This window comes from Oscillospiraceae bacterium (assembly GCA_009780275.1).
In the GTDB taxonomy this organism is placed as follows: Bacteria; Bacillota; Clostridia; order Oscillospirales; family UBA929; genus WRAI01.
Genome location: WRAI01000021.1, coordinates 17,227 through 43,841 on the forward strand (window position 1 = coordinate 17,227; position 26,615 = coordinate 43,841).

Below are 26,615 nucleotides of genomic sequence, written 5' to 3' on the forward strand. Positions count from 1 at the left end.
GTTAGCTCCTTGCCCCGCGGCGCTGGTTCCATTCGAACCACCATAGCGCGGCGACCAACATAATAGCTGTATAGATGGCCAGTGCGCCGAGTTGTATGGGTACGCGGAAGTTGCCAGTCCACCACCAGCTCAAATATTGCGAGTAGCCCGCGAACGAGCCAATGAAAACAAAGATAGGCACGAGCCACGCGATTTTCTTGCCGTGCACTACGGCATAGGCGACGGCCAGGATGTCGGCAATGTAGTAATAGCGGTCGTGCATTTGCGGCAAAAGCCAGACAATGCCAAGTGACAGGAGGAGGCTGACAGTCAGAAAATCACGATTGCGGGCGTCTAAGTCCTCTTTGTTTTTATGCCAGCGGCTAATGCCGATAGACAATATTGTCAATGCAAAAACGAACGCCAATATAATCATGGCCGGCCGTATGATGCTTGGCGCGTCAAATTGGCTGGTATCGGTGATGTTGGGGAAGAAGAACGCCAAGAATGTCGAGGCGTTGAGCACCATAAAGTTGCTGTTTGTGCCGGTTTGGTTGACATAGATTTCCAATGTGCCGGCCAACGGTCGTCCGGCGAGCAAGGCGGGCATCAACGTCGCGAAGAATGTTGCCAAAAATGTCAGCAGTGCTGTTGCGGCAAGGCGTATGGCATCGGCAACGCCGTTTTTCTTGAAGGCCTCGTAGCAAAAGACAACAGCGATGAGCAGATAGATGGGCAGGAAGAAAATGGCTTGTAGTTTGAACGATAATGCGAGCGCGGCCATGGATGCTGACAGCATTGGACGCTGTTTGACGGCAAAGAGCAGTGCCAGCACGATAAAAAAGGTATAGATGCTGTCACATTGCGCCCAATAGGCACTATTGAGCCATGTGATGGGGTAGAAGAGAGCGAGTGAGAGAGAGATGATGGCAAATCGTTGACGTTTGTGCGGCGCATTGGGATTACCACGCCCTACGGAATCTTTACGGATATAGCAGCGCACCAGCTCCATGACGGCGATGGCCAGGCCGATATCGAAAAGGCTTGACACCCACTTAATCAGATAAACGTCGGCGATGGGTACGCGCGATATGCCGATAAGGATATATAAATAGGGCATGTTGTAGTCGCCGATGGGGGTGACCAACGCATCCCGTATTGTCATACCGCGGAAAGCGTCAATCCATACGCGCAGGAAAGTGTTGTAGTCGGCGGTGAACTGGAATGTCCACTCGTTCCATGTAGATTGCGGGCCGTCGAGCAGCCATGCGCGCAAAAAAACGGCACCCATTAAGGCGAGCAGCGCAATGACATACACATTGCGGCTTTCGAATAGTGATTTGCGCAATGCCAAATAGAGCGCACCACCCAGGTATAGGCCGACAAACAGAAACATTAGCGCCAGTTGTTCGCCGAAACCGATGCAGCGGCCGTAGGATGACCATGTGTTGATATCTGTCCAAACCGGCGTATCAAGTGTACGGTAGGTCAGTGCGAATGTCTGCGTTATGGTGAGCAGCAACGCCAAAATGCCCGCGCCGAGCAGGGCGTAAGTGAGTTTTTGATTTCTTGTGAGTGTGTTTGGCATAATTTTAGACCTCTAACAATTTTGCTAGCGGCACATTGCCGCTGACAATTTCGCCATGAAATTCATCGAATGAGCCGGTATTGCCTTCCTGTGGAGGGTGGGCACTGTTAGACGATGGAGTGGTCGAATCCCAAACGCAGTAGGGGGTGGGGGTACTATCATGCTGCCCGTTTGTGACGCAGGTATAGTGGTCGCTGCACAGCAAAATGCGGAGATGGCTGTCGCTCATGCCGTCGAGTATGGTTTTGGCGAGGTTGTCAACGGCTTGGATGGCCGCGATTTTGCCGTCCAGATCCATAGCATGGCTGCAATCGTCGGGTGTTTCGATGTGTAGTAATACGAAATCGTAGGCTTCAAAGGTTTTGGTGGTGAGTTGTGCTTTTTCCGGGGCATGGCCATGTGTTGCATGTTCGATGACATCCAGACCGCACAGCCGCGATATGCCGTGCAAGACCGGTACTGAAGCAATGCAGGCGCCGCGCAAGCCGTACCGAGTTTGAAAATTTTCAAAATTTGGCACGACACCGCAGCCCCATGGCCAGACGGCGTTGCAGAACGGCAAGCGCGACAGGGGTTTACGTGCCGCTTGCATGAGCTGCGAAATAAAAGGGTCGTCGGTCAGATGATCGGCGTATTTTGCGCCGAGTACATTGTGCGGCGGCGTTGGCTTTGCCGTTGGCTGCGTTGCTGAACCGACAAGCATTTGGCGAAATGTCGGTTGTTTATAGAGTTGGACATTATGTGCCGTGAGGACGGCATTGAAAGCCGCGTCGTGCAGCAGAATATCCATGCTTTGTGCAATGGTTTCAGCGGCGGGTTCGGGGCAGGCGTCGCGTAAGATGTCGTCATTGTCGAGCGTGACAAGATTCATGCGCATAGCCCATTGCCCTTGTTGCAAGGCAATGCCCATGCCGGCAGCTTCGACAGGGCCACGCCCTGTTAAGACACTTATATCGTAGCCGAGCAGGAGCGGGATGGCATTTTCGGTGCCGGGGGAGAAGCCGCTGGGCGTGGTGTTGGCTTGTCCGATGTGTTGGCTTGCCAATTTGTCCAATGTTGGTGTATGCGCGGCTTGCAATGGTGTTTTACCACGCAAAACAGGCAACGGATGGTCGGCCATTCCGTCGCCTATGAGCATGAGGTATTTGGTGGGCATAGAGCAACCCCCCTATCACGCCTCACGACACGTGCGGTCAATCGTATAAGTCGCGCACGACAAAAATGTGATTTCCGTCTTTGCGCGCCTTATACTCATTGCACGCTGTTTGGCAGCTCTAAATTGCACGCTCAACACGTCCCGAACGCAAACAACGCGTGCAGGCATAGATGCGGCGGGGTGAGCCGTCAACAATTGCCTTGACGCGGCGGATGTTGGGCTTGAATGTGCGATTGGTGCGGCGGTGCGAGTGGGACAGCTTGATGCCGAATGCCACGCTTTTATCGCAAACAGAACATTTCGCCATGTTGAAATTCCTCCTATCGGATAGTCGAGAAAACAGTATAGCATGGCGGAGCGGGGGTTGTCAAGTGTTTCAGCTGCTTTAGTTTGCTGAAGCTCGCACATCGGGCGACCCTGACTATCAACGTCGCGCCATCCGCAATACCAATACACTCATGTCATCTCGCCCGCCGTTTTGTATTTTGGCCGTTTGTAAAATGTCGGCGGCGATGGTCTTGCAGTCTTTTGTCTCTGATTTCAACAGAAGGTCTTGCAGCCATTCATCGTTGGTCGGGTCGGCGATGCCGTCGCTGGCTACGATGACGACGCTGTCGGGCGTTAGAGTAAACTGTGTTACATCCAGTGAGCGGCCGCAGCCGATGGTCGGCCCGTTGTCAACGGTAATGCCTGCGGGCAACGCCGTGCAAGTAATGCGATGCACGCGCGTGCCGCGCCGCACGTATGACGGGGCTGCGCCAAATTTATAAAAGGTGCATTCGCCGTTGATGAGGTTGATAATCAGCAGGTCAACGGTGACGAATACGCCCTCGGCATCGCCTTTGACCATTAAAGCTGAGTTGATGGTGCGCAACGCTGTGTCGGGTGCGATACCGACGCGGATGAACATTTCGAGCAGTCGAATGACCCAACTGCTTTCGGCTGCCGCCTTGCTGCCGCTGCCCATACCATCGGATAAAATGACGATCAGTCGTCCGTCGGGCAGCTTGAAATATACGCCGCTGTCGCCGCTGACCTCTTCGCCTTCTTTTTGTTTTGCCGCACTGCCGACTTGCATGCGAAAGGGCTCACATTCGCTGAAAATGAGCTTTTCCCTTTTGCCGGATCCTTGCCGTTCGGGCTGGTTGAGCGGCACTTCCAGCGCCGTGCTGAGTTCTTCGGTCAAGACACGGCGGTCGTTATATAGTGCGCGCAAATCATAGCCCTCAACCTCAACAAGCACGCGGTTGTCTATGCGGCTGACCGATGCGGTGGCTTTGGCATGGCGTGATTCTAAAATTTCGCAAACGCGGTCTTCGGCGTTGGCGTAACGGTCGGCACTTTGAGCGATGCGCTCGGTCATGGCGTTGAGCAGCCGCGCTGTTTCGGCATACTGATGGCATACCAGCCCGCGGCTTTCGCGAATGCGGCTGTTGAACCGCCGTCGGTAGAACAGCGCGATTGACTCTTCATTGATCGTTTCACAAAATGCTTGGAATGACATGCAGCGATGCTGGAACCAACCTGCGAAGTCGCCGTGCGTCACCTTGCGTTGTTTGCGTAAAGCTGATGCCGCTTGCTGCAAAGCCTCGCAAGTGCGTTCGAATTCTTTTTCCCAACAGATGCGCTTTAAGGCGCATTTGTCGCAGACGCGTTTTGCCACGCGGTCGATGATTTTTGCCTCGTCACTGACGATATCAACGGACGTCGAGGATGTCCAGGCTGCTTCGAGTGCTTTGTGCAGTTCGATGAATGCGTTGGCAGTTTGGGATAAAATAAGCGTTGTTTGTTTTTGTACGCGGTCGAGCGGTTGACGTGTGGCTGTTGCCACGGTGGGGGCGACAGTTACACCGGCGCGAGTGAGGAGTTTGCGTTTGAGTTTGCTGAGTGTCGCGTCGGGAATGAGCATAAACAGCACGCTGGCCGCGAAAGCCTCGAACAGTACGCCGCCGCGTACAATATTGTTTGTCAACCACAGTGTGCTGACGGCGTGGCTGACGACGAAGACGCTGACAGACCACAGTTTTCCATTTTCTTTGAACGCGCCTGCCAACATGCCGCTCACGCCGTATGCCATGCTGAAATATGGCATGCCCCATGCCAAATCCATGGACAGCCCGATGCTGACACCGCCCGCCGCACCTGCACCTATGCCGCCGCGTGACGCCATGAATATCACGGTGAGCAGTGCCATAGTGCGCCCTGCCGACAGCATGCCGAACAGCGAAAGGTTTGACAATGAAATCAGCACTGTTGATATTAAGATGACGTAGCTGATTGCGTGACGCAGCATTGTCGATTGGCGGTCGTCTTCTTTGATAGTCAATCCATTTTGCAAGACGATGCGGTAAAACATGGCCGCGCCGAAAATCAAGACGAGTTCGGATAAAAACAGAACAGTTGCCTCGATGCCCTCGACGTTGCTGACAACGAGCGCAAAGTTGATGGCTGCCATTGACAGGGTGCCGACGAAAGGCATGAAAAGCTCACGCTGTGACAGCGTTGTGTTGGCGAAAACAAGTGCTGTGATAAATGTTAAAATCGAGGCCGCCATATATGCCAGGCCGTTTGGTGTGCCTAGCATGGTCAAATAACCGGCAAGTACTCCGGCAAAGCTGCTGGCGCCGGCCAGTCCAAGCCCGCTTGCTGCGACATATGCCACGCCAAATGGCGCACTGTCGCGGAGAATGACGCCGTTGGCAAGGCAGTAGCCAATGCCAAAGTGCAATGCGGATTTGAGTAATTTGCGGATTAAAGGTTGTGCCGCCCACGCCTGCGCTCGCCTGATAGTCCCTTCGCCGGTCGTGCCGAACCATTTTTGCATGGTTGATTCTTTCATATGTATATCCTCGTTATGTAAAGTCGTGGGACTAGCATAGCAGAAGCGTTGTGCAAAAAAATGTAAAACGCTGACAGGCGGAGAAACATAATTCTTGCGGAAATGTGACAGGTGTGGTATAGTCGTAGAGGCGGCATTCTGCCGTCCCTACGATACTGAGGAGAAGACATCATGCAAATCAAATTACTTGGCACAGGTGCACACGAAGGGTTGCCCGGGCTATTTTGTCAATGTGACAATTGCAATTTCGCCCGTGTACATGGCGGTAAAAATATTCGTATGCGGAGTGGAACACTTATTGATACCGACATTTGGATTGACTTTTCGCCCGACGCGTATATGCAGGCTACTCTCCACGGGGTCGACATGGCGGCGGTCAAACATTTGCTTGTGACGCATAGTCATGGCGATCACTTTTCGCCCTGTGATTTGGATTTGCGCCGTCCGCCGTACGGGCATTTTGGCCAACGCGAGCCTTTGCGTGTATACGGCAATCAAGCCGTTGAAGAAAAGTATCGGTACATGTTTGCGGAGCCGTCGTCGCGGCGGATGTTTTCGAAGGATGCCGATGTGTTAAAAGAATATATTGAGATTATCAAGATTGTGCCGTTTGACATATTTGCATTGGATGAGTGCACAACGGTGACGGCGTTGCCCGCGGCGCACGATCGCAACGAGGAGTGTCTGGTCTATTTGATTGAGCGTGACAAAAAAGTCATGATGTACGGTCATGACAGCGGCATTTATCCGGAGGAGACGTGGGCGGCGTTGCAAGGAAAGCGCATTGACTTGATAACGCTTGACTGTACATTTGGACCCGGCGGTGAGGGCAGCAATCATATGGGTTTGCTCGATAATATTGTCGTGCGCGACCGTATGCTGGCTGAAGGCATCGCCGGCGAGAAAACGCAGTTTGTTATCACGCATTTCTCGCACAATGGCGGACAAAATCACGCGCAAATGGAAAAATTAGCCACAAAGCATGGAATGCTCTGTGGCTATGATGGGGCTATATTTGATTTGTAAGGGACGTTTGCTCCCGTGGGACGCCCGGGTGCACATCCCCTACAAGCATTTATTGTCCGATTGCTTCTTTGATTTCTTCGCCGTTCTTTTGGCTGAGATACACTTTATATTTATGATCGGCGGCGGCAATTATCAGCACACCGCCTTTGCCGCGCACATTCACAGACGCAATTTGTTCTTTCGTCAGCGCAAAGTCTTTTACGCCATTGCCGAACCAGGGGTAGCTTTTGCCGACGGCTTGTCCTATGACGCTGCCGTCATGTGAAACAGCAATGCTGGTGCGCTTAGTGTCAAGTTTTAAGGTCGCGTAGCCGCCGGCGATGAGGATTAAGAACCCAACTGCGACAAGGGCGTAGTATTGCCAAAATGCCCGCAAGCCTTCGACCCACTCAGTGGTGTCACCGCTGGTGACCTCAATATATTGGGGATGTACGCCAAATTCGTTGGCCAAATGGAATGCTAACAAGGCGGCAATAGCGATTAAGGAAAATTGGAATATAATAAAACCGGTGACTTTGCCGCGCCCGATGCCGCCGCCGTTGACAGGAATAATGTGGTGTTGCATATGACTTATCCTCCATGCAAGTATTATAGAAAGCATATCACAGGTTGCGCCGAAAATCAAGTGTTTTTTTGATTGAAGTATAGGGACATGCCCACTACACACAGTTTCTAAATTTGTAACAACGTTGTAATCGACATCGGACAAGGTTTATGGTACAATGAAGAAAATCTGTCGAGAGGAGAGACTCTCAATTATGAAGAAACTTTGTTTGTTACTGCTTGCCATGGTGTTATTGCTGACGGCGTGCAACGGCGCGTCGGACAATTTATTCTATAATTACAACAATGGTGAATATGAAACGTCGTATGAGCCGCCGACAAACGGGTTTGGTGAAAAACTCGAATTTCCCGATGATGGTTTGACCATTATGCTGCCGGATACGTGGCAGGGTGAGAGCGACCGTTACCGAAATTTAGAGGTTGAACCGCAGCCGGGGCGTATCGATTTTGTGTTTACACCAGACGCCGCTTTGGCGTTGTTGGCACGCTTGGATGATGAGTACGACATGACTGACGATGAACGCATGATGTTATGGAGCGACTTTGAGGCCATGCGCATCCACATCGCTACTGTCTTGGTCATTGGCGTTGAGTTGGCCGATGCCGGCATTCACGTCCTTGAAGCGCGAGAATTGTTTTATCATGAAGTGGTCATTGGCGACCAGGGTGACTATCGTTACTTGTTTTTCTATGATAACAGCGACGACTATGACCGCGAGCATTTGTCGGCTGAGGAGCGTGAGAGGTTTAATGGATTGATCGATACGCTGGAGCAATTACAAAGCGGCATTGCCATGACTGAGCGCACTATTCCGGGTGATGCCACCAACTTTTCGGCGCTGACATTAGACGGTGAGGGCATTGATAGCCACTTTATTCAACAGTATCGCATGACAGTCGTGTTGTTGTGGGCGACGTGGAATGAAGAAAGTCTTGACATTTTGCCGAACATGGCGCAATTGCAGCCGCAGTTGCCGGACGATGTAGGGCTGTTGGCGATTGTGACCGATATTTTCAAGGATGTCGAACAGAATGGGTCACAGGGTGATGAGTTTGCGGCGGTTGCGGCAAACGTCGTCGCGGCGGCGGGCATTGAGTTTCCGGTGTTGGCAGGCAATGCATCGCTGTTTTCCATCATGGAGCTGGGGCGCGCGTTTCCGACATTGCTGTTTTACAACCGAGACGGGCAATTGCTCGGCCCGGCGATTGTGCCGCCGGATACCTCCGTGGCAGCATTACTCGGCTTGGTTGATGACAGGCTTGTTATGCTGGGCGCAGTGGGTTAGATGAATATATTGAAATGGTTATTTCCCGCGCGGTGCCTATGCTGCCGTGCGTTGTCGAGGAATTCTGATGACGTATGTGAAGACTGTTTGAATGCGTTGCCACGACGAAATCCACCATATATTAAACAGCAAGACATGTCGTGGTGCGTTGCGCCGTTCGCGCTGAATGACACATCGCGGAAGCTGTTGCACAACTTAAAGTTTCATGGGCAACTCGCCGTGGCGGATTATTTTGCCAAAGAAATCGTTGACTGTCTGCCTGTATTTGGCAACATCGATTTGGTCACATGGGTGCCGCTGTCGCTGCAACGTCATAGGGAGCGCGGGTACAGCCAAAGCCACCGCATGGCGAAAGGCGTAGCCAAAAGTCTGGGCTTGCCGTGTGTGAAGTTACTGCACAAGGCGCGGCATACTGAGAAGCAGAGCATGGCCAAAGACGTTGCCGAGCGGCAGCGCAATGTGCAGGGCGTGTACCGTGTTGTTGGTGACGGCATGATTGGCAAGCGGGTTTTGCTGATTGACGATGTTTGGACAAGCGGCGCCACGATGCGTGAGTGTTGCGGCGTGCTGCGAGCAGCCGGGACTGTGGAGGTTTGCGGTGCGGTGGCAATAGGGGTGTAGGAAGAGAGAGCAGCTATGATTTCTGGAGCTGTCACCGTTGTTTGTTTACTTGCTAATTCAAAAATGTCCATGCGTATTAAACGTATGGAGTATGAAATAGCGAAAAGCGGAGAAAAGCGGCAAAGAATGATAGATCCATATAAGCAACTTGTGAGCTTGATTTTTGAAATATTGACTCTTGTCAAACAAAATAAGACGATAAATGATACAGAAACTTTAATTGACTATAATAACGATTGACTATGCAAATGCCCCCCCGTATATTCCTCCTCAATCTGTCAATAATGAAAACATACATGATTGACAGCGAGGGCGGACTATGTTTACAAAGGATATCGGTTTAGATTTGGGGACGGCATCAATTTTGGTGTTTGTCAAAGGCAAGGGCGTGGTGATGAAAGAGCCGAGCGTTGTTGCCATCGATAAGGCCAGCGGGAAATTGCTCAAAGTGGGTGCTGAGGCGCAGGAGATGCTGGGCCGTACGCCGGGCAATATTATGGCGATTCGGCCGTTGCGTGAGGGTGTGATCAGCGACTACGAGATGACCGAACGCATGATTAAGGAGTTTCTGCGCAAAGTTAACGCGTTTCGTATGAGCAAGCCGCGGGTGGTCATCTGTGTGCCGAGCGGTATTACCGAGGTTGAGGAGCGTGCCGTTTACGATGCCGGGCTGAACGCCGGGGCGCGGCGGATTTTTTTGGTGCAAGAGCCGTTGGCAGCGGCGTTGGGAGCCGGCATTGATATTACCAAGCCGTGCGGGCATATGGTGGTTGACATCGGCGGCGGCACGACCGATATTGCTGTCATTAGTTTATCCAATATTGTTGATTCTTCCTCCATTAAAATCGCCGGCGACCAGTTTGACGAGGCGACGGTCAAGTATATACGTAAAAAGCATAATGTACTGATTGGCGACCGTACGGCCGAGGAGCTGAAAGTCAACATCGGCTGTGTTGTGTCGCGCAAGGAAGTCAAGGCGGCCAAGGTGCGCGGGCGGTGCTTGCTGACAGGCCTGCCGAAGGAGATTACCGTTACGTCAAGCCAAATGGTTGAGGCGTTTGCCGAATCGGGTAGCCGTATTGTTGAAGCCATTCACGCCGTGCTGGAACGCACGCCGCCGGAACTGGTCGCCGACATTTCGAGTAACGGTATTTTGATGACGGGCGGTGGCTGCCTGCTTTACGGACTAGATAAATTGATTGAGAGCAAGACGGGCATTCGCACTTTTATCGCCGATGAGCCAATTAGCTGCGTGGTGAACGGCACGGGCAAGAGTTTGGAGTATATTGACGATATGCAGGATGGGACGATTAATATTGCGCGGAGAAAGCAGATGCAAATTTAGAGTTGCCGAGCAGATGGCGTCACAAAGTGTGACATATATATAACGGACGGCCAATGGTCGCCCCTACATACATGGAGGCTATTATGACCAATATTTTAACCCGTGAATTTTACGTCAGCGGCAATGAGTGTGATTATGACGGGCGCATTCATGTCCACACATTGCAGAGCAAATTGATGGACTGTGCGTATATACACGCCGAGGATTTGGACGTGTCGCGGCAGGAAGTTCAGGCACTGACCGGCGGCGGTGTGTGGGTGTTGGTTCGCTTGGGTGTATCGCTTAATGCGCCATTGCATTACCCGCAGACATTCACGATCGATACTTGGCCGACGGGTGTTAAAGGGCCGTATTTTGGGCGCGATTATGTGATTCGGCGCGGCGATGAGACTGTTGGCCAGGCGAGCAGTGCGTGGTTGATTGTCAATCCCGACACTACGCGCATCATACGCGGCCGCGATTTGCCGCAGGCCGACATTCACGGAAATCCCGGTGCGGCGGTATGCTATGATTTAGAGAAAATAGCGCCGCCCGATGAATTGAAAGTCATCGGGCGGCATATTGTGCAATATGCTGACTTGGATATTAACAACCATGTCAACAACACGCGATATCTGGCCATTGCAGCAAATGCGCTGGCGTTACATACGCGTCGGCAGTGCATGACGGCATGGCAGATTAACTACACTGAGCAATGCCTATCTGGCGAGGAAATTGTGCTGTCCAGCGGCGTATATGATGACCGATCACTGTATGTTGTGGGTGAGGTTGATGGCAAACGGCGGTTTGATATGCGGGTTTGGTTGGGATAATTTAAAACGCCCGCCTCGACTACTTAATGCTTTGTGCTTATCTTTGCGCCAGCAGCACTTCGACGATTTCCTCAAAACGCATAAACCGTGACGCCTTGACAAGAATATGGTCGCCGTCTTGTAAAAAATCATTTAATGCGGCAATGGCTTGAGACTTTTCGGCGAAGTGCATAGCTGTCAGTGTTGGTTTCTTGGCTTTGGCACCATCGTAGATGTGACGGCTTGACGTACCAATGCAGATAAGCGCGTCTACGTCGCATTCACTGATATGCTCACCTGTTTGATAATGCAAAGCGTTCTCATCGGGGCCCAATTCGCCCATATCACCCAAGATGGCAACGCGTCTGCCGGGGAGAGTTGACAACGCCGTTACGGATGCTTTTACTGAGCTGGGATTGGCGTTGTAGCAGTCGTCAATGATCGTGAATTTCGTGCTCTTGCATACATTTGAACGGCCTTGCACGGCTTGGAAATCAGTAATGCCGCGCGCGATTTCCGTTGGCGTCATGCCCAACCGCACACCGACTGCTGTAGAAGCCAACGCGGCATAGACCATAGGTGTGCCGAAAACGGGAATGGCGACAGGCAAGCGCATATCATTCCAGCAAAGGTCACAAGAAGTGCCTGCTTCGCCTTGATTTTCAATATTTTCGACGTGGTATGCGTTTTGCGGTAAAAGGCCGTACAGCACTGTTTTCACGTTTGTTTTGTCCGGTGCAATGTCGGTGACTTTGCAGGAATGTAACATATCGTCGTCGCCGTTTAACAACGCTATACCGCCGGGCATAATGCCGTGAAAAATCTCAGTCTTTGCTCGAAAAACGCCCGCACGGTCGCCCAAATTATCCAAGTGTGCATAGCCGATAATGGTAATGATAGCCACCGTGGGTTGCACCATGTCGGTCAGGCGTGTCATTTCGCCAAAGTCAGAAATGCCCATTTCGATGACGGCGACCTCGTGCTCTTCGCGCAACCCTAAAAGTGTCAGCGGTACGCCCAGCTCGTTATTGAGATTGCCTGCAGTTTTATGTACGTTGAATTTTGCGCCCAAAACGCTTGCCATCATTTCTTTGGTGCTTGTTTTGCCCACGCTGCCTGTGATGCCGATGACAGGGATGTCAAATAAAGCTCGATAATAGCGTGCCAAGGCCTTAATCGCTGTTTGTGTACAGGGTACAATAATTTGCGCGCCCGGGGCATCTTCGATTTCTCGTTCCACCAGCGCACAAACAGCGCCACGCGCCAATACGTCGGCAACAAAGTCGTGCCCGTCAACACGATTGCCGGGGATTGCCAAAAAAAGTGCGCCGGCAACATCAAGACGTGAATCCATCACGACTTGTTGGATTAAAGCATTCTCAACACCGCCGATGAGAACACCGTCCATTGCCGCGGTTGCTTGCGCTAAGGTTAGAGGCTTCATCTTCATATATATTTCTCCATTGAGATGTCGATGATTTTTTGGCACAGATCGACGAAGTTAAGTCCGATGGCTTGCGCTTCTTGCGGAAGCAAACTCAGTGGGGTCATGCCAGGTAGGGTATTAGACTCTAAATAGAAGATTTCGTTATCATCGCTCAATATAAAATCTGTGCGGGAATACACGCTAAGGTGTAGTGCGTTGTGTGCCGCGAGGGCATGGGCTTGCATTTTTACTGCGATTTCGGCGGGGATTTCAGCGGGACAAACTTCTGTAGTGTGACCTTGGTATTTGGCCTCGTAATCGAAAAATTCAGCTGTGGGGCAGATTTCGATGACAGGCAGAACTGCATCGCCTAAAACGCCGACCGAGAATTCGCGCCCGGAGACAAATTGCTCGACTAAAGCCTCGTTGTCCAAGGCGAAAACAGCGTTCAAAGCAGGCAGGATATCGGACTCGCGCCGCACGATCGTCGTAGCGACACTTGAACCGCCGCTGGCGGGCTTGATGACGACAGGTGGGGTGATTTGTGGTGTGAGCTCATCGCGGCGAAGAATAAAGCCGGGCGGCACTTTGATGCCTGCTGCTTGCATCAAAGTGCGGCTGATGCCTTTGTGCATGGCAAGCGCTGAGCCGAGAAAGTCCGTACCGGTGTATTTGATGCCGGCCAAGTCAAAGGCGGCTTGCAAGCGGCCGTTTTCGCCGTCTTCGCCGTGTAGTGCCATAAACACGATGTCGGCAGTGCGGCACAATTCAAACACGCCATCACCGATTAGATTTGCATCGTTGCCTGCGCGTTGGCGCTGAACGTCTGTCAAATCAGGTTGTTGCCCCATTGGAACCGTTGGTACGCGCTCTAAATTATTATCGAAAGCGTCGCGTGCCGGTTTGACGGAACAACCAAAGAACAAGTCCATCAACAGCACTTGATGCCCTATGTCCATCAACGCGGCTGCAATTTGGCGCCCCGTAGCAATTGACACATTGCGTTCAGGATAAAGTCCGCCGCATAAAACGACTATGTGCATGGGGAAATCCTCCTTATGTGCCGGCTTTAGGCTGCTCGCTGCCCCTGCCGCTAAGCATGCATATCATACCATAGTGTCAGGCGTATGTCTATACGGTGTATTTGAGGTCAAATTCTTTTATCAGCTTTCTGAATCTCGCTGCTTCATGTTCCATAACGGGCGCCGTTATATTATAAATGCAATGCTGTAACACATCGGCATCAATCAGCACCTCATCAAAGGCAGGAAAGGTTCCGCTTTTTGAACTGTGGTTATGAATGGCTGAGCAGATTAAGTCAGTTTCATCGTTGGTTGTTATGGCCAACTCATTTAATACTTCGCGCGCCAATGCAGCGCCTTTTTCAGCATGGCGATCAGAATCCATAAATTTATAGGTATAAAAGTCATGCAACATACCCGCCATCGTCGCCAATTCGACATTTTCACCGCGTCGGAGCGCAATGAAAGCACAAGCCTGTGAAACGCCGTATAGATGAAGGTAAGCGCAACGGCGCTCAAACGTGTCGGTCATATTCAAAATGATATGGTCAATATGTTTGCGCAAAACCTCAATCCGATTTTCCATCACAACCTCCATGGTATTTATACTCGTAAGCGCACGCCGAACCAATTGGTGAGCAATGAGAAAATTATACCACATCGTTCCGGCAAAGTCTACGAAAATTTCTTGTTCGCAGAATCAAAGACAGACCAATTTGACAACGCCGAAATGAGATGATATACTCACAGCATTAAGCCGATGCAGGAGGTATTTTATGCTGGAAGGGCGATGGCGCAAGATTTTGCTTGTTGGTATGACAGTGGTGTTTTTGCTGTCGCTTATGCCGATTGTATGGACAGGATTACATGCGCGCCCATCTAAGGATGATTATATATTCTCGGCATCGTCGTCGTTTCATCACAACTGGTGGTGGAATGATGATATTGAAGGAAATCGGCAACATTATTTCGAGCGCAGTGTACGCTATGCCGCTCAAAACGGCAATGTGTTTGACATCGGACGGGCGGTAGGTCATACTGTTGCCGACAACTATATGGAGTGGCAGGGTACGTTTACAGCCATTGCGCTGTTTTCGCTCCAACCGGCCGTTCTTTTCGGGCACGATGCCTATCCGTTGACCATGTTGTTTACACTGTTTGCACTTATCGGTGCGACGGCCTTTATGCTCAAAACAATATTGGGAAAGGAATGGCTGCTTCCTTGTCTGCTGATGTTGACGGTGAGTATACAGTTTGTTCCCCACATCGCGCAAGGGTTCTTTTGGTACAACGGCGCAGTGTTTTATACGTTCTTTTACAGTTTGATGCTTGTTAGTCTTGCCTTGAAAATACGCCTATTTCGCAATGGCGGCGGTGCTGCCAAAATCGGCAGTGTCGCGCTGTTGAGCTTTTTGATTGGCGGCGGCAATCTTGTGACGGCGTTGCTGGCATTGCAAATAAATGTCATATTCTTGCTCTTTTTGCTGTGGGAATATCGAGGGCGGCTGAAAGAGTGCGTATCGAAATGGCGTCCGCAAGCGATTTTTGCCGCGGCTTTGGCTTTGGGATTTGCCATTAATGTCGTCGCGCCGGGCAACGCTGTTCGCGGCGGAGATTTTGGCGGACTGCGTGCTGCACTAACAAGCATAATCATGTCAATTGGTATTGCTGCTCGTGACATTTTGGTATGGACAAATCCCGCAATTGTCGTCATGCTGCTGCTGGCGTTGCCGCTGATGTGGCGCCTTGCCCAAAACACTGACTTTTCATTCAAGGCACCGCTTTTGGTGCTCGCCGTGAGTTTTCTGTTGTTTGCCAGCCAGAACGTGCCGCCATGGTATAGCATGGCGTATACCGGGCCGCCCAGGTTGCGCAACATCGTCTTTTTCTCATATGTGTGGCTGTTGTTCGGCAATGCGTTTTACGTTTTGGGTTGGGTTGCCAAAAATTTCGAGTTGCGCCCGATTGCCGTACGTTCGGTACGGGCATGGCATAAACCCGCCTTGCTCTGCGCGGGGTTGTTTCTGTTGTCAGGCGCGTTTTTTGCCTTTCGGCACTCGACAGCGACTTGGGCGACTTACGATGATATACGCCACGGACGTGTGCGCCAATTTCTAGTCGAACATAATGAGCGGCAGGCATTGCTGCATTCAAGCGATCCATCGGTCACGCTGGCAGCATTTTCTTCGCCGCCGTTTAGCTTGGTGCCTTGGTGGGACAATCAAGCCCCGTACCTTGGGGTTGAACTGAGCGTGCTTTCCATCGGACCTTTCAATCGAGCTATGGCTGATTTTTACGGCAAAGACGAATTGCTTAGCCTGCCACCGCCGCGGGTTCGTGCTGAGCCGATGTCGCCGACGTTTGAGTTCCAAGGACGCCAAGCGCAGATTGATACGTATCTTATCAACGCTAACCAATATTTGCGTTTGCGTGATTTAAGCTATTTTCTACAAAATGTTTTCAATGTTGTTATCGAGGAGGGGCAATTTTCCATATTGACAGGTTACGCCTATATGCCAGTCGGCGGCGAAGCGCGCCTGCGTCCGCGTGACGTGATTAAACCGGCGTACTTGCACGCAGACACGCTGATTGTCGATGGTGTTCGCGCAGATACTGTGAGCTATACGGTTGACGGCGAAGTGCTTTTTATGATACGTGAACTTTTTGAGTTGCTGGATATTGAGTTTGATGTTCGGGATGTGCACGAGCATATTTATTTAACGCTGCGTTGATAACGAAAAATTTTCCCATACATACCATATGCTCGCTCGGTATAGAATAATGCCCGGGTGATAACTATGAAAAAAATGATTTCGCTCGTCTTGGTGACGATTTTATTAATCCTGCCCGCTAACGCATTTATCAAGTGGGTGGACTTCAAGGTACCGTATAATGCGCTTGAAGCGGCAATGAAGCTTGACATTGAATCTGTTGAGCAAGATGTTAAGCTCAACTGGACAGAATTGCTGGCGTTGCTTGCTTGTCAATACGGCGGCGAATGGTCGCGGTATAGAGAGACTGATTTGCATGCCTTTGCGCAGCGCTTACGCGGTGGCGAGAGTTTGGTTGACATGGCGGAAAAATATGAGCATTACAGCTATTTCGCCGACGCTTACGATGCTGTGTTGGGCGGACTGTTGGGGCATTACCGCGTCATGGATGAAGTGGGCGATTGGCAGGAGAAGTACGGCTTACGGGCGTTTTCGCCTGTGGCAAAGGGATTCTATTATACGCATAGCGACGACTTTGGCACGGGGCGCAATTACGGCTATCAGCGGCGTCATTTAGGGCATGATATGATGTGCCCGACCGGTACGCCGGTAGTTGCCGTTGAGAGTGGACGTGTTGAAGCGTTGGGCTGGAATCAATACGGCGGTTGGCGTATCGGTATTCGCAGCCTTGACGAGCGGCGATATTATTACTATGCGCACTTGCGGCAAAATCGACCTTATCATACCGATTTGAAAGAAGGCGACACTGTCAAGGCAGGTGATGTCATCGGCTATGTCGGCCGCACGGGCTATTCGCGCAATGAAAATGTCAACAACATTGAAATCAGTCATCTGCATTTTGGCTTGCAACTGATTTTTGATGAGAGCCAAAAAGAGGCAGTCACTGAAATTTGGGTAGACACATATAATATCATCCGCCTTTTGGAGAAAAATCGCGCGCCGGTATACCGCGTTGCCGAAACAAAAGAATACTATGCTGACCATGTGACAGAGGGATTGGGGACTCCCACTACTTGCCAAATTTTATCAAATAGTATATAATTAGTTACACCATTCGACAGGAGGCGTGTGCCATATGAATATTTCAGATAGAATTCAACGTTATCGCAAGGCTTGCGGGCTGACGCAAGGGCAGCTGGCAGAGGCTGTAGGCGTTGTCGCGCAGGTGGTCAGTGATTGGGAAAGCGATGTGACACGACCTGATTTTGGTAATTTGATCGCGCTAAGTCGCGTGTTTGGTGTTTCGACAGATTCGTTGCTAGTCGGCATTGAAGCGCCGCCGCCTTCATCGGTTGTTGGGCCGCCGCTGGTTGAGGCGACCAAGTTAGAAGAAGAGGATGTAATTTCCGAAGATGAGGAGTTGGATCAGCTTGCCTTTGAGTTTGTGCTGACAGGCTCTGAAGATGACGTAGTGCCGATATATAAATCGAGAAGAAGTCGCAAGAATACGGTGTTAGCCCTTGCCGTAGGTATATTGGCGGTTGCTGGCGGCTTGGCGGCTGTAAAAGCAGTCAAGCAGAAAAAGAAATAATCGTAGGGATGGCTTGCGGTTGTGCGTGATGACTTCGTGGACGCACAATGCACATTTCTACATCAACAGAGGAATTACTATGCCCGCATTTTTACATAAAACCATCGATGCTTTGTACAACACCGACTTTCTGCGCCGTGTGCTGCTGTATTGGCTCTGCTTTTTTTGCTGGGAGATGATTTTTCGCGTTTCGTCTATCAGTGGTTTTTTTGCGTTTTCAATTTTGCGAGTTCTACTCATTGCGTTGCCATCAGGCATGGTCTTTGCTGCGGTGTTGACGTTAGTGAAACGGTCGGCGCGAATGTGGGTGTTGCTTCCCTCGATGCTGGTTGTTATGATTTTATACGGTTCGCAGATTGTATTTCGCTCTATTCAGCCGTCGTTTTGGGGCATTGGTTCACTGGAACACAGTACTGGCATTATGTCTGAATTTATGCCTGTTATCGCACCGGCGATGTTGCGTAATTTGCCGTGGATTTTTCTGCTGTCATTACCGATTGTGGCGGCAATTCTATGGGAGCGAAAAGAGCGGAATGTCGCGCGCGGACGGCAAGCTGTCGCATGTGTTCTTGCTGTTGCAGTAATAGTTAATATATTGGCGTGGGTGACGTTTGGGTTTGCCGCACGGGATTTTAATTCGGCGCTTGGGCGGTTTTACGGCCGCAACGGCAGTCCGACTGTCATGCACGAACACAGCGGCGTATTCGGTGCGTTTGGGTTGCAGTTGGCAAGCTTTATTGTGCCGCGAGGCACAGACTCGGCGATGGAGCTCGCAGGTACGCGCCGTCCATCCGGCAGTTCGCCGTCGCCGTATGGTTATAATGCATTGGATATTGATTTTGAGCAGCTGGCACGGGATGCTGGCACGCCGCGATTGCGGCAATTGCACGAATTTCTTGCCAACCGAATGCCCAGCCCCAAACACGAGCTGACAGGGCGTTTTGAGGGGTATAATTTGATTTATATCATTGCTGAATCGTTGGCGCCGTATGCCATTCGCCCTGACTTGACGCCTACACTCTACCATATGATGAATCAAGGCATCCACTTTACGAATTTCTATAACCCATCTTGGCCACTCAGTACACTGGACGGAGAATATGTGTTGCATACGGGACTCTTTCCAAAGCCTGATATATGGAGTTTTGTGCGCGCCGGGCGCAATGAGGTGTGGCAGCCGTTCACCTTAGGGCGGCAGTTTGAGGCGATGGGGATGCAGCCGCTTGCTTTTCATAACCACGCCTACACGTTCTTTCAGCGTTACTTATCGCATCCGAATATGGGTTATGATTTCCGAGCGGTGGGTAACGGGTTGGATATGGAGCTTGGTGAAATCTTTTGGCGCAGTGACTTAGAAATGATGCAGCTGACGGTTGATGAGTTTATTGATAAAGAGCAGTTTCATGTGTATTATCTGACGGTGAGCGGACACAAGCCGTATACGGCAGATATGCACACAATGGTGGCACGGCACTGGGACGCGGTGGCGCACTTGGATTATTCAGAGCGTGCGCTTGGCTATCTGGCGGCGAATTTGGAGCTAGAGCACGCCGTAAGCTATTTGATGGAACGCTTGGAAGCCGCGGGCATTGCCGAGCGGACACTGATTGTCCTCACACCTGACCATCATCCGTATGGGTTGGAACATTGGGAGATCGAAGAATTGGCAGGGCATGAAGTTGAAGAGGAGTTGGGTGTTAAGCACAGCTTGTTGATTATGTATACGCACGGCATGGAGCCAATGACAGTGGATAAGCCGAGCTCAAGCGTTGATGTATTGCCGACAGTTTTGAATTTAATGGGGTTGCCGTTTGATTCGCGATTGTTGATTGGGGTGGATATTTTGAGCGATACACCGCCACTGGTCATGTTTAACTGCCGTAGCTTCATTACTGAGAACGGGCGCTTCTATCGAAAGCGCAATGAATTTGTACCCAATCCAGGTGTAGAGATTGACGAGAATTACATCAATGACATTTTGAAAATAGTTAACGCTGAATTTGCCGCTTCGGCAGCGATTTTAGACTTGGATTACTATCGCTTTTTGGAAACGTATATTTTAGCGGCAAAAATGCAAAATTAGGGGTTGCAATGTTCGGCAGCTTATGTTATAATACTCTTCGCGCTTGGAAAACATGGTGGGTGTAGCTCAGTTGGTTAGAGCACCAGGTTGTGGTTCTGGGGGTCGCCGGTTCGATTCCGGTCATTCACCCCATGTTTGGCACTTAGTGTTTAGTGGGCCGCTACTTGCTGCTCACTAACGCTAAGGCGCGACGATAAAAAAAATGATCTGCTAGCTCAGTCGGTAGAGCATCTGCCTTTTAAGCAGGTGGTCCTGGGTTCGAGTCCCAGGCAGATCACCATGTCGGAAGAAACTTTGCCCTACGTCATTTCCGCGCGGGCGCGAAAATTGCGCCCGCTCCGTTCTTCCTCATTTCATCGCCTCGCAAAGCAGGCTTCGCTCAGGGAGAAGGAACATAGCGTAGTGTGGGCAGCGGCGTGCTATCATTGGGATATAGCCAAGTCGGTAAGGCACCAGACTTTGACTCTGGCATGCGTAGGTTCGAGTCCTACTATCCCAGCCAACAGAAAAGCCTGTAACATAATGGTTACAAGCTTTTTTGTTTGTTGAGAACATGACTGCAAATTGCAAACGCTCATATTTATTAAACTGGTATCAACAAAGCCTTTTCTCACTGAGTTTAGGCTTTTGTCTTGCATTAACCCGGCAAGTACGCGCAAATCGTGAAAACGCGTGTTAGGTGCACCAGTTGCAAGAATATGCTTTAAATGTTTGTACACAATGCAATCGTGGCACGTGGCGAATTTGCGTAGCGTTTCAAGATTAGGCTCTTTATACATCAACGACAAAGCATCGTGATTTCAACGAGAAGAAATCGCGATGCTTTGCCGTTGCTTTCCGTTGAGAACTTCATGCCGCAAGACCCTTGCTTGCACCACGAAGAAAATCTACCAAAACGGTTGAAATGGCCGATAGTGCTGCCGTGAATTGCATAATAAATATTATTGCAACGCATGGGCGTATTAATAAGAATTTCGAAGGCCAGTTCTATCATCTTAAATTTTAACTATAAGAAAATCTGAGGAATTTCACAAAAATACTTGACAGCCAAGTATTCCCATGTTACACTACTGACAAATTCAGACAAAAATTCATGCGAAAGGCGTGGTTCATAATGAAGCGAGTTTAATGCGCGCGAAACACTAGTGTAGGCTAGGGTGGTTTCGTGCGGTTTTTTATTATAACAGTGAAAAAAGGATGGGGCCATGGCAAGCTATATCATTTATCCACAACAGATGAAATATTATACCTATCCAAAACCTTAACAAACAAACATGAAAAGGAGCTCCTATCATGAAAAAGACCTTATGTAATGCCTTGGCAATAGCGTTATCTCTGGTCATGGTTCTCCACATTCTGCCTTTGCAATCCATAGCTGAAAGCTCAGAAGCGCAAAAGTTTGAATATAGTGAAATTACAAGTTATCCAACTGATGGGTCAGAGTATCCGGAAGTATATGATACAGACCGTTTGGTGGATGAGGATTGGGAGCAACAAGAAATAACAGCTGAAGATATTGTTGGTGAAATCGTAGAACTCCGTGAAGAAGATGTCAAGCATTTTCGTTTGGTCGATGGCTCATACATCGCTGTTCAGTTTGATCATGCGGTCCACTACCAAAATGAAGACGGCGAATGGGAAGACATAGACAATCGCTTAGAACAGGGAGAAACAGAGCGCCTGCAGCGCCGAGGGCGTGGTAACCGTGGCCGTGATAGAGACCACAGTACAACACGTTCATGGAGTCGTCGCGGTGGGCGTAATAATATTGATTTACCTCAACAAGGTCGTGATAACGAACCGTTGATCAGCTTTGAGCGCGATGGCCATTCGGTTAGCATATCATTGCCCGGTGCTAACCCTGTTCAAGCTGTGATCATCACACCGGAGCAACCATATGACGACTGTTTGGGAGAAGCGGTCACACCGCAGAATATTATGAGTATTCTGCGCTATGAGAACATACTTGATGGCGTGGATATTGAATATGTCTTCTTTGGTGAGGATGTAAAAGAAAATATCATCGTCCATAATCCACGCGACGATTATAGCTTTGTTTTTGAATTGGACCTAGGCAACCTCGCACCTGTTGAGGTGGAAGATGGCTCGATTTATCTGGTCAATCCGGTCAATGGTGAAGCGATTTACCAAATCCCCGCACCATTTATGTTCGATTCAGATGGCGCATTTTCAACTGATGCATGGTATACCTTAGCGTATATCGGCACAGACGATAATGTGTCTCTTTTCAATTTTACGGTAACTGCCGATGAAGCATGGATGAACGATGAAGAGCGTGTATGGCCGATTATCATTGATCCGCCGCTAATCACCGTGAGAGACGATGTTTTTACGGCACGATATATCGATAGCGATTGGCCAAGCAATCAATGGAACACGAACAGCTTAATTGTTGGCGGGAATGCGGTCAGAAGAATGCGCACATACATGCATATTCGTGAATTACCTGCGTTGCCGGCCAACAGCATGGTGGTGAGTTCACAAATTGCGCTGCGCCAGTTTTCTAATGCGCCCGGCTTTGGCCCCGGATACAGGCATACAAATATGCCTGCGATAAATATTGGGGTGTATCCCATTACGCATAGCTCTAGCCAGTGGCATTTCAATCTCACAAACCCCAGCCCCAATGTATTGCTTGACTATGTACGCGTACAGGCTCATCTTGAGATGACATGGGCATTTTGGGACATAACGCGCACGGTCAAGGGGTGGTATGCCGCTCCAACCAACACCAATCGAAACCTAATGTTCAAGGCACTTGAAGAAGGCACTATGACCGGCACACGAAATGCCAACGCCCTATTCGCCAACGCCCATGCAAGTCATATGCATTCATTCCCGCGACTTATTGTACAATATCAGAATACGGTTGGGCTGGAAGACCATTTCACGTATCACATACAAGACATCGGGCGTGCCGGAACGGGGCATGTGGCTGACTATACAGGCGCATTAACAATTGTAAAGCCGCTTGTCTCAAATGCCAGCACGGTCGTGCCATTCGAGTTGTCTCTTATTTATAATTCGCAGTATCATGACCGCTACTACTCGGCAGTCAACAGTAGGAGCTACGCCGGTATGCATATGGGACATGGCTGGAAGCTGAGCACACAAAAAAGCATACATGAAGTCACTTTATACGATAGCTTTGATGGCAGCACACTTTATATGAGGTACACCGACGCTGACGGCACGATGCACTATTTCGCACCAGTTGAAAATCATTGGGAAGATGAAAGTGGCCTGGGGCTTAGAATCGAGCGCATCAATGTCGGCATCCATCGATACAGGTTGACAGACCAGCAGAATAATCGCATGGAATTTGATGCGGCCGGGCGACTAAGGCTTATCACTGACCGCAATGGAAATCGCACACAGTTCAATTTTGGCAATGCCGACTTCCCCGGCAGAATAACATCAATATCAACGCAGTTGAATGGCCATAATTCTGTTGGTGTTGCTTGGTTCATTTATGATCAATGGGGATTTCTAAATCGTGTTGTTGACCGTGCCGGTAATGAAACTCGCTTTGCATACAGTGCCAGCCGACTTATTCGCATCACGCATGCGGATGGCGCATTCATGTCGTATGCATATGGTGGGCCGGGCGGGCGGCTGACGACAGCCACTGACGGCGAAAGTGGCCGTTTGGTGCGGTATAGTTGGAATGCCAACGGCACAGTTCATGAATTTGTCAACTACGGCAGAGGCAGCGGAGGTGCTGCCAGAGAACGATTGGTGCGTATCGAGCGCCCCGTCATGGGCAAAACGATATATCGCTATGCCGGCGCATCCGGCGACATTAATGCAAATGATGCCATTTATCAGTTCATGTTGTTTGACAATGCGGGGCGCACAGTTAATAGTTACTTTACTGACCACACACGCACCAACATTTTAAGTGCATCTGCTGCGGGCTTTACACCGCCGTCCGGCACATCGCGTCAAAACAATCGCATCACGCGCAGTGCCGCCATGGGCGTGGCATCGAGCAATATGTTCCGCAATAGCGGTATGGAAGAAGGGACAACGCATTGGCGTTTCTCGCGTACAAATGGGTTCAGCGCCGCAACGAATAATCCGCGAACAGGCCATCGCTCAATGGAATGGACGACACGTTCAGATGCGGTACAACAGTACCAAACTTTGACGCTCGAACGCGGTCAGCCCTATACCGTTTCGGCGTATATCAATACGTCACAAGTAACATCATTCAACGGCGGTATTCGGCTTCAGTTCAGATTCGGAAGCAATCAAGTTGTTGAAAGTCCTGCTTTCGATACGATTACATCAACTGTCGTTGAAGGTGGTTGGCAGCGTATCAGTTTTACATTCACGCCAAATCCGGCAACAGCAACGGCAGTATATCAAGTTGGCCTAATCTATCATCCCTTTGTTGGGCGGATCCATGTTGATGACTTCCAGTTGGAGGCAGCAGAAGCCCCTGCCAACTACAATATTGCTGTTGCCGGCAATATGGATTGGCGCATGGCCGGAACGCATGGCTGGCAGCAACGCGCCGGCGGACATGGTGGATTTACGGCAAATCAGCGGCGCACGGGGACGCACTCATATTTCTTAGACGGCAATCCGTTGAGCAGCAATTATGCTTTCTACGATGTGCCTATCAATGCGACGGGTCAAACCTTTATGCTCTCGGGTTGGGCGCGCGCTACGTCTGTACCGTTACGTACCGATTTAACAGAACAACCCGGACGGACTTTTGGACTGCAAGCTCGGATTGTTTACGACAATGGTGTAGAGGAGCATCATATTGCCTCATTTAATCCCGATGTAACTGACTGGCAATATCTGAGTTTACCTATTGTGCCGAGACAGATGGACAGGGAAGTTCGCACAATCCGAATTAGGTTGCTATATGACTTTAATGGAAATACCGCATATTTCGATAACATATCACTGGTGAGGGAGTTATCACAAACCTTTGAATATGATGCCAACGGCAACTTAATACGCATCAACTCATCAGAAAGCGATGCAAATATCTTCACATATGATGGAGCGAATTTGAGAAGTTTGGTGAATGAGCACGGTACATTTGAGTTTACCCATGATGATAGAAACAATTTGGTCACGGCACGGAACGCCAACCTAACCATGACGCTGGCGCATAGCTCGGCGGGCAACCAAACCAGCTCGGTATTACGACACAGTAACGGAACCGGTCTTTCCATTACCAACAGCGCAACATATACTGCCGATGGCAACCGCGTTGACTCAGTCACAGATGAGACCGGTGCCAGGACTATATTCAACTACGGCAGTGTCAACAGCATCTATGAGATGACCGGACAGCCGCAAAGTGAGACAGCACCAAACGGCACAGTGACCGTGACACGCCTCAACGCGCAAACGGGGCGCATGCGGGACAGTTTTATTGCCGATGTTGTTGGACTGCGTCCGGTTTATCAGCATGGACAAATGGTTCAGATGGAGCGCAGAGGGTTCCGAAACGGAAACTTGCTCTTCCAAAGTTATTTCTTTGACTATGATATTTTCGGCAATAAAACACAAATCAGTGTGGGGCCAACCAGAGAAAATGCGCGCATAATCGTGCAATATGAGCATTTGCCGCACAATGGCGAATTGCGCCGCATGACGTTTGGCAACGGTCATTTTATCGACTATACATACGACTTTCTTGACCGTGTAAGAACACGCACTTATAGCAACGGTCGCAGGATTGACTATACCTACACCGGCGACGGGCAATTGCACCGTGTAGCAGATACACACGGGCACACATTTGAGTTCCAGTATGACAGCATTGGCAGGCCTATTAACACTACGGTGCGTGAGAGCCAGACCAATCGAATACTGTCAACAGCCAATCAGCAGTTTGATACACGCGGCAGAGTGAGCCGTGTCTCTTATGCTGTTGCCGGATTTGCCGAGCGTTTCATCACTTACGCATATGACAATGTTACGGGTAACCTAAGCTCAATGAGAACCGCCTCAGGCGAAGTGCTGACCTATCATTATGATGGGTTGCAACGCTTGATACGTCGCGATGGGCGGCACTCCCGCCATTATACCTATCGGAACGTCTCAAATGAGCAGACCACCATAGAAGTTGCCTCATTGATGTACCGCCGCGGGACAGATCACAACTGGATCGGGTTCTACTACGGGTATGATAACATGGGCAATATCGTCAGCGTAAACAGTCATAGCGGCCGGCCGCTTGACAGATATGTCTACGATGCGCAAAACCAACTCATCCGGCATTATGATGATGAAGAGGGCAACTCTTGGCACTTTACTTATGATACGTTCGGCAACATCCTTACGATGAATACGCAATCGCAGGGCGGATTTACATGGCGAAATCGCACATTTGCCTATAACGACCCGCGATGGCCGGATTTGCTGACTGCTATCAACGGGGTGCAAATCAACCACGACGCCATTGGCAATCCGCTTAACTGGCGCGACAATATGCAGTTGACTTGGGAACGAGGCCGGCAGCTACAACGCATTGACACGCCCCGGGAGACGCTTTTCTTTCTTTACGATTCCAATGGCCTGCGCAGCATCAAGTCCACGAGCGCTGCGAACTACCACTACTATTACATTGATGACCT

Annotated in this window: 19 protein-coding genes and 3 tRNA genes; 14 read left to right on the forward strand and 8 right to left on the reverse strand. The window is 50.2% G+C overall.

Annotated elements, in window-relative coordinates:
- Position 1 precedes the first annotated feature (1 nt).
- The 4 genes from FWE06_07265 to FWE06_07280 form a co-directional block, all read right to left on the reverse strand.
- Positions 2 to 1,567, reverse strand: a complete 1,566-nt coding sequence (locus tag FWE06_07265; protein MCL2546975.1) for a hypothetical protein — start codon at positions 1,565 to 1,567, stop codon at positions 2 to 4.
- A gap of 4 nt (positions 1,568 to 1,571) precedes the next feature.
- Positions 1,572 to 2,723: a hypothetical protein gene (locus FWE06_07270; protein MCL2546976.1), complete on the reverse strand. Its 1,152-nt coding sequence runs from the start codon at positions 2,721 to 2,723 to the stop codon at positions 1,572 to 1,574.
- A 118-nt stretch (positions 2,724 to 2,841) separates the two neighbouring features.
- Positions 2,842 to 3,030 carry a 50S ribosomal protein L28 gene (gene rpmB / locus FWE06_07275; protein MCL2546977.1) on the reverse strand — a complete coding sequence of 63 codons (189 nt, stop codon included), beginning with the start codon at positions 3,028 to 3,030 and terminating at the stop codon, positions 2,842 to 2,844.
- Between the two features lie 117 nt (positions 3,031 to 3,147).
- Positions 3,148 to 5,562, reverse strand: coding sequence for a SpoIIE family protein phosphatase (locus FWE06_07280; GenBank protein MCL2546978.1), 2,415 nt, complete (start codon positions 5,560 to 5,562; stop codon positions 3,148 to 3,150).
- 171 nt (positions 5,563 to 5,733) lie between these two features.
- On the opposite strand from FWE06_07280, the gene FWE06_07285 reads away from it, so the two are divergent.
- Positions 5,734 to 6,588, forward strand: coding sequence for an MBL fold metallo-hydrolase (locus FWE06_07285; GenBank protein ID MCL2546979.1), 855 nt, complete (start codon positions 5,734 to 5,736; stop codon positions 6,586 to 6,588).
- A 49-nt stretch (positions 6,589 to 6,637) separates the two neighbouring features.
- On the opposite strand, the gene FWE06_07290 is transcribed toward FWE06_07285, so the two are convergent.
- Positions 6,638 to 7,153: a hypothetical protein gene (locus FWE06_07290; GenBank protein MCL2546980.1), complete on the reverse strand. Its 516-nt coding sequence runs from the start codon at positions 7,151 to 7,153 to the stop codon at positions 6,638 to 6,640.
- Between the two features lie 193 nt (positions 7,154 to 7,346).
- Between FWE06_07290 and FWE06_07295 the strand changes: the two genes are divergently transcribed.
- The 5 genes from FWE06_07295 (at position 7,347) to FWE06_07315 (ending at position 11,216) form a co-directional block, all read left to right on the forward strand.
- Positions 7,347 to 8,438: a hypothetical protein gene (locus FWE06_07295; protein ID MCL2546981.1), complete on the forward strand. Its 1,092-nt coding sequence runs from the start codon at positions 7,347 to 7,349 to the stop codon at positions 8,436 to 8,438.
- Complete coding sequence (locus tag FWE06_07300; GenBank protein ID MCL2546982.1) at positions 8,439 to 9,059, forward strand: double zinc ribbon domain-containing protein; 621 nt, start codon at positions 8,439 to 8,441, stop codon at positions 9,057 to 9,059.
- A 15-nt stretch (positions 9,060 to 9,074) separates the two neighbouring features.
- Positions 9,075 to 9,299, forward strand: coding sequence for a hypothetical protein (locus FWE06_07305; GenBank protein MCL2546983.1), 225 nt, complete (start codon positions 9,075 to 9,077; stop codon positions 9,297 to 9,299).
- A gap of 79 nt (positions 9,300 to 9,378) precedes the next feature.
- Positions 9,379 to 10,404 (forward strand): rod shape-determining protein MreB, encoded by a 1,026-nt coding sequence (gene mreB / locus FWE06_07310; protein ID MCL2546984.1) that lies wholly within the window; start codon positions 9,379 to 9,381, stop codon positions 10,402 to 10,404.
- 83 nt (positions 10,405 to 10,487) lie between these two features.
- Positions 10,488 to 11,216: a thioesterase gene (locus FWE06_07315; protein MCL2546985.1), complete on the forward strand. Its 729-nt coding sequence runs from the start codon at positions 10,488 to 10,490 to the stop codon at positions 11,214 to 11,216.
- Between the two features lie 37 nt (positions 11,217 to 11,253).
- Here the strand turns inward: FWE06_07315 and FWE06_07320 are convergent, their stop codons facing one another.
- From FWE06_07320 to FWE06_07330, 3 genes are all read right to left on the reverse strand, one after another.
- Positions 11,254 to 12,645, reverse strand: a complete 1,392-nt coding sequence (locus FWE06_07320; GenBank protein ID MCL2546986.1) for a UDP-N-acetylmuramoyl-tripeptide--D-alanyl-D-alanine ligase — start codon at positions 12,643 to 12,645, stop codon at positions 11,254 to 11,256.
- Entirely contained in the window at positions 12,642 to 13,664 is a 1,023-nt protein-coding gene (locus tag FWE06_07325; protein MCL2546987.1) for a D-alanine--D-alanine ligase, read from the reverse strand. Before FWE06_07325 ends, FWE06_07320 begins: the two co-directional genes overlap by 4 nt.
- Before the next feature lie 88 nt (positions 13,665 to 13,752).
- Positions 13,753 to 14,229: an HD domain-containing protein gene (locus tag FWE06_07330; GenBank protein MCL2546988.1), complete on the reverse strand. Its 477-nt coding sequence runs from the start codon at positions 14,227 to 14,229 to the stop codon at positions 13,753 to 13,755.
- A gap of 190 nt (positions 14,230 to 14,419) precedes the next feature.
- Here FWE06_07330 and FWE06_07335 point away from each other — a divergent pair, with 190 nt between their 5' ends.
- The 8 genes from FWE06_07335 to FWE06_07370 all read left to right on the forward strand — a co-directional run.
- Positions 14,420 to 16,375 carry a hypothetical protein gene (locus tag FWE06_07335; GenBank protein MCL2546989.1) on the forward strand — a complete coding sequence of 652 codons (1,956 nt, stop codon included), beginning with the start codon at positions 14,420 to 14,422 and terminating at the stop codon, positions 16,373 to 16,375.
- 66 nt (positions 16,376 to 16,441) lie between these two features.
- Positions 16,442 to 17,416 (forward strand): M23 family metallopeptidase, encoded by a 975-nt coding sequence (locus FWE06_07340; GenBank protein MCL2546990.1) that lies wholly within the window; start codon positions 16,442 to 16,444, stop codon positions 17,414 to 17,416.
- Positions 17,417 to 17,450: 34 nt separating this feature from the next.
- Positions 17,451 to 17,906 carry a helix-turn-helix domain-containing protein gene (locus tag FWE06_07345; protein ID MCL2546991.1) on the forward strand — a complete coding sequence of 152 codons (456 nt, stop codon included), beginning with the start codon at positions 17,451 to 17,453 and terminating at the stop codon, positions 17,904 to 17,906.
- Positions 17,907 to 17,985: 79 nt separating this feature from the next.
- On the forward strand, positions 17,986 to 19,989 hold the full coding sequence (locus tag FWE06_07350) for an LTA synthase family protein (GenBank protein ID MCL2546992.1): 2,004 nt from the start codon (positions 17,986 to 17,988) through the stop codon (positions 19,987 to 19,989).
- 55 nt (positions 19,990 to 20,044) lie between these two features.
- Positions 20,045 to 20,121, forward strand: a tRNA-His gene (locus tag FWE06_07355).
- Positions 20,122 to 20,193: 72 nt separating this feature from the next.
- A tRNA-Lys gene (locus FWE06_07360) sits at positions 20,194 to 20,269 on the forward strand.
- Positions 20,270 to 20,415: 146 nt separating this feature from the next.
- Positions 20,416 to 20,491 (forward strand) — tRNA-Gln (locus tag FWE06_07365).
- Positions 20,492 to 21,282: 791 nt separating this feature from the next.
- Positions 21,283 to 26,615 (forward strand): carbohydrate binding domain-containing protein (locus FWE06_07370; GenBank protein ID MCL2546993.1); only part of this gene is annotated, 5,333 nt, incomplete at its 3' end.

Excerpts from the sequence above, each read along its gene's own strand:
- FWE06_07265 (MCL2546975.1), bottom strand. The coding sequence starts at position 1,567 with ATGCCAAACACACTCACAAGAAATCAAAAACTCACTTACGCCCTGCTC.
- FWE06_07270 (MCL2546976.1), bottom strand. The coding sequence starts at position 2,723 with ATGCCCACCAAATACCTCATGCTCATAGGCGACGGAATGGCCGACCAT.
- rpmB (MCL2546977.1), bottom strand. The coding sequence starts at position 3,030 with ATGGCGAAATGTTCTGTTTGCGATAAAAGCGTGGCATTCGGCATCAAG.
- FWE06_07280 (MCL2546978.1), bottom strand. The coding sequence starts at position 5,562 with ATGAAAGAATCAACCATGCAAAAATGGTTCGGCACGACCGGCGAAGGG.
- FWE06_07285 (MCL2546979.1), top strand. The coding sequence starts at position 5,734 with ATGCAAATCAAATTACTTGGCACAGGTGCACACGAAGGGTTGCCCGGG.
- FWE06_07290 (MCL2546980.1), bottom strand. The coding sequence starts at position 7,153 with ATGCAACACCACATTATTCCTGTCAACGGCGGCGGCATCGGGCGCGGC.
- FWE06_07295 (MCL2546981.1), top strand. The coding sequence starts at position 7,347 with ATGAAGAAACTTTGTTTGTTACTGCTTGCCATGGTGTTATTGCTGACG.
- FWE06_07300 (MCL2546982.1), top strand. The coding sequence starts at position 8,439 with ATGAATATATTGAAATGGTTATTTCCCGCGCGGTGCCTATGCTGCCGT.
- FWE06_07305 (MCL2546983.1), top strand. The coding sequence starts at position 9,075 with ATGATTTCTGGAGCTGTCACCGTTGTTTGTTTACTTGCTAATTCAAAA.
- mreB (MCL2546984.1), top strand. The coding sequence starts at position 9,379 with ATGTTTACAAAGGATATCGGTTTAGATTTGGGGACGGCATCAATTTTG.
- FWE06_07315 (MCL2546985.1), top strand. The coding sequence starts at position 10,488 with ATGACCAATATTTTAACCCGTGAATTTTACGTCAGCGGCAATGAGTGT.
- FWE06_07320 (MCL2546986.1), bottom strand. The coding sequence starts at position 12,645 with ATGAAGATGAAGCCTCTAACCTTAGCGCAAGCAACCGCGGCAATGGAC.
- FWE06_07325 (MCL2546987.1), bottom strand. The coding sequence starts at position 13,664 with ATGCACATAGTCGTTTTATGCGGCGGACTTTATCCTGAACGCAATGTG.
- FWE06_07330 (MCL2546988.1), bottom strand. The coding sequence starts at position 14,229 with ATGGAAAATCGGATTGAGGTTTTGCGCAAACATATTGACCATATCATT.
- FWE06_07335 (MCL2546989.1), top strand. The coding sequence starts at position 14,420 with ATGCTGGAAGGGCGATGGCGCAAGATTTTGCTTGTTGGTATGACAGTG.
- FWE06_07340 (MCL2546990.1), top strand. The coding sequence starts at position 16,442 with ATGAAAAAAATGATTTCGCTCGTCTTGGTGACGATTTTATTAATCCTG.
- FWE06_07345 (MCL2546991.1), top strand. The coding sequence starts at position 17,451 with ATGAATATTTCAGATAGAATTCAACGTTATCGCAAGGCTTGCGGGCTG.
- FWE06_07350 (MCL2546992.1), top strand. The coding sequence starts at position 17,986 with ATGCCCGCATTTTTACATAAAACCATCGATGCTTTGTACAACACCGAC.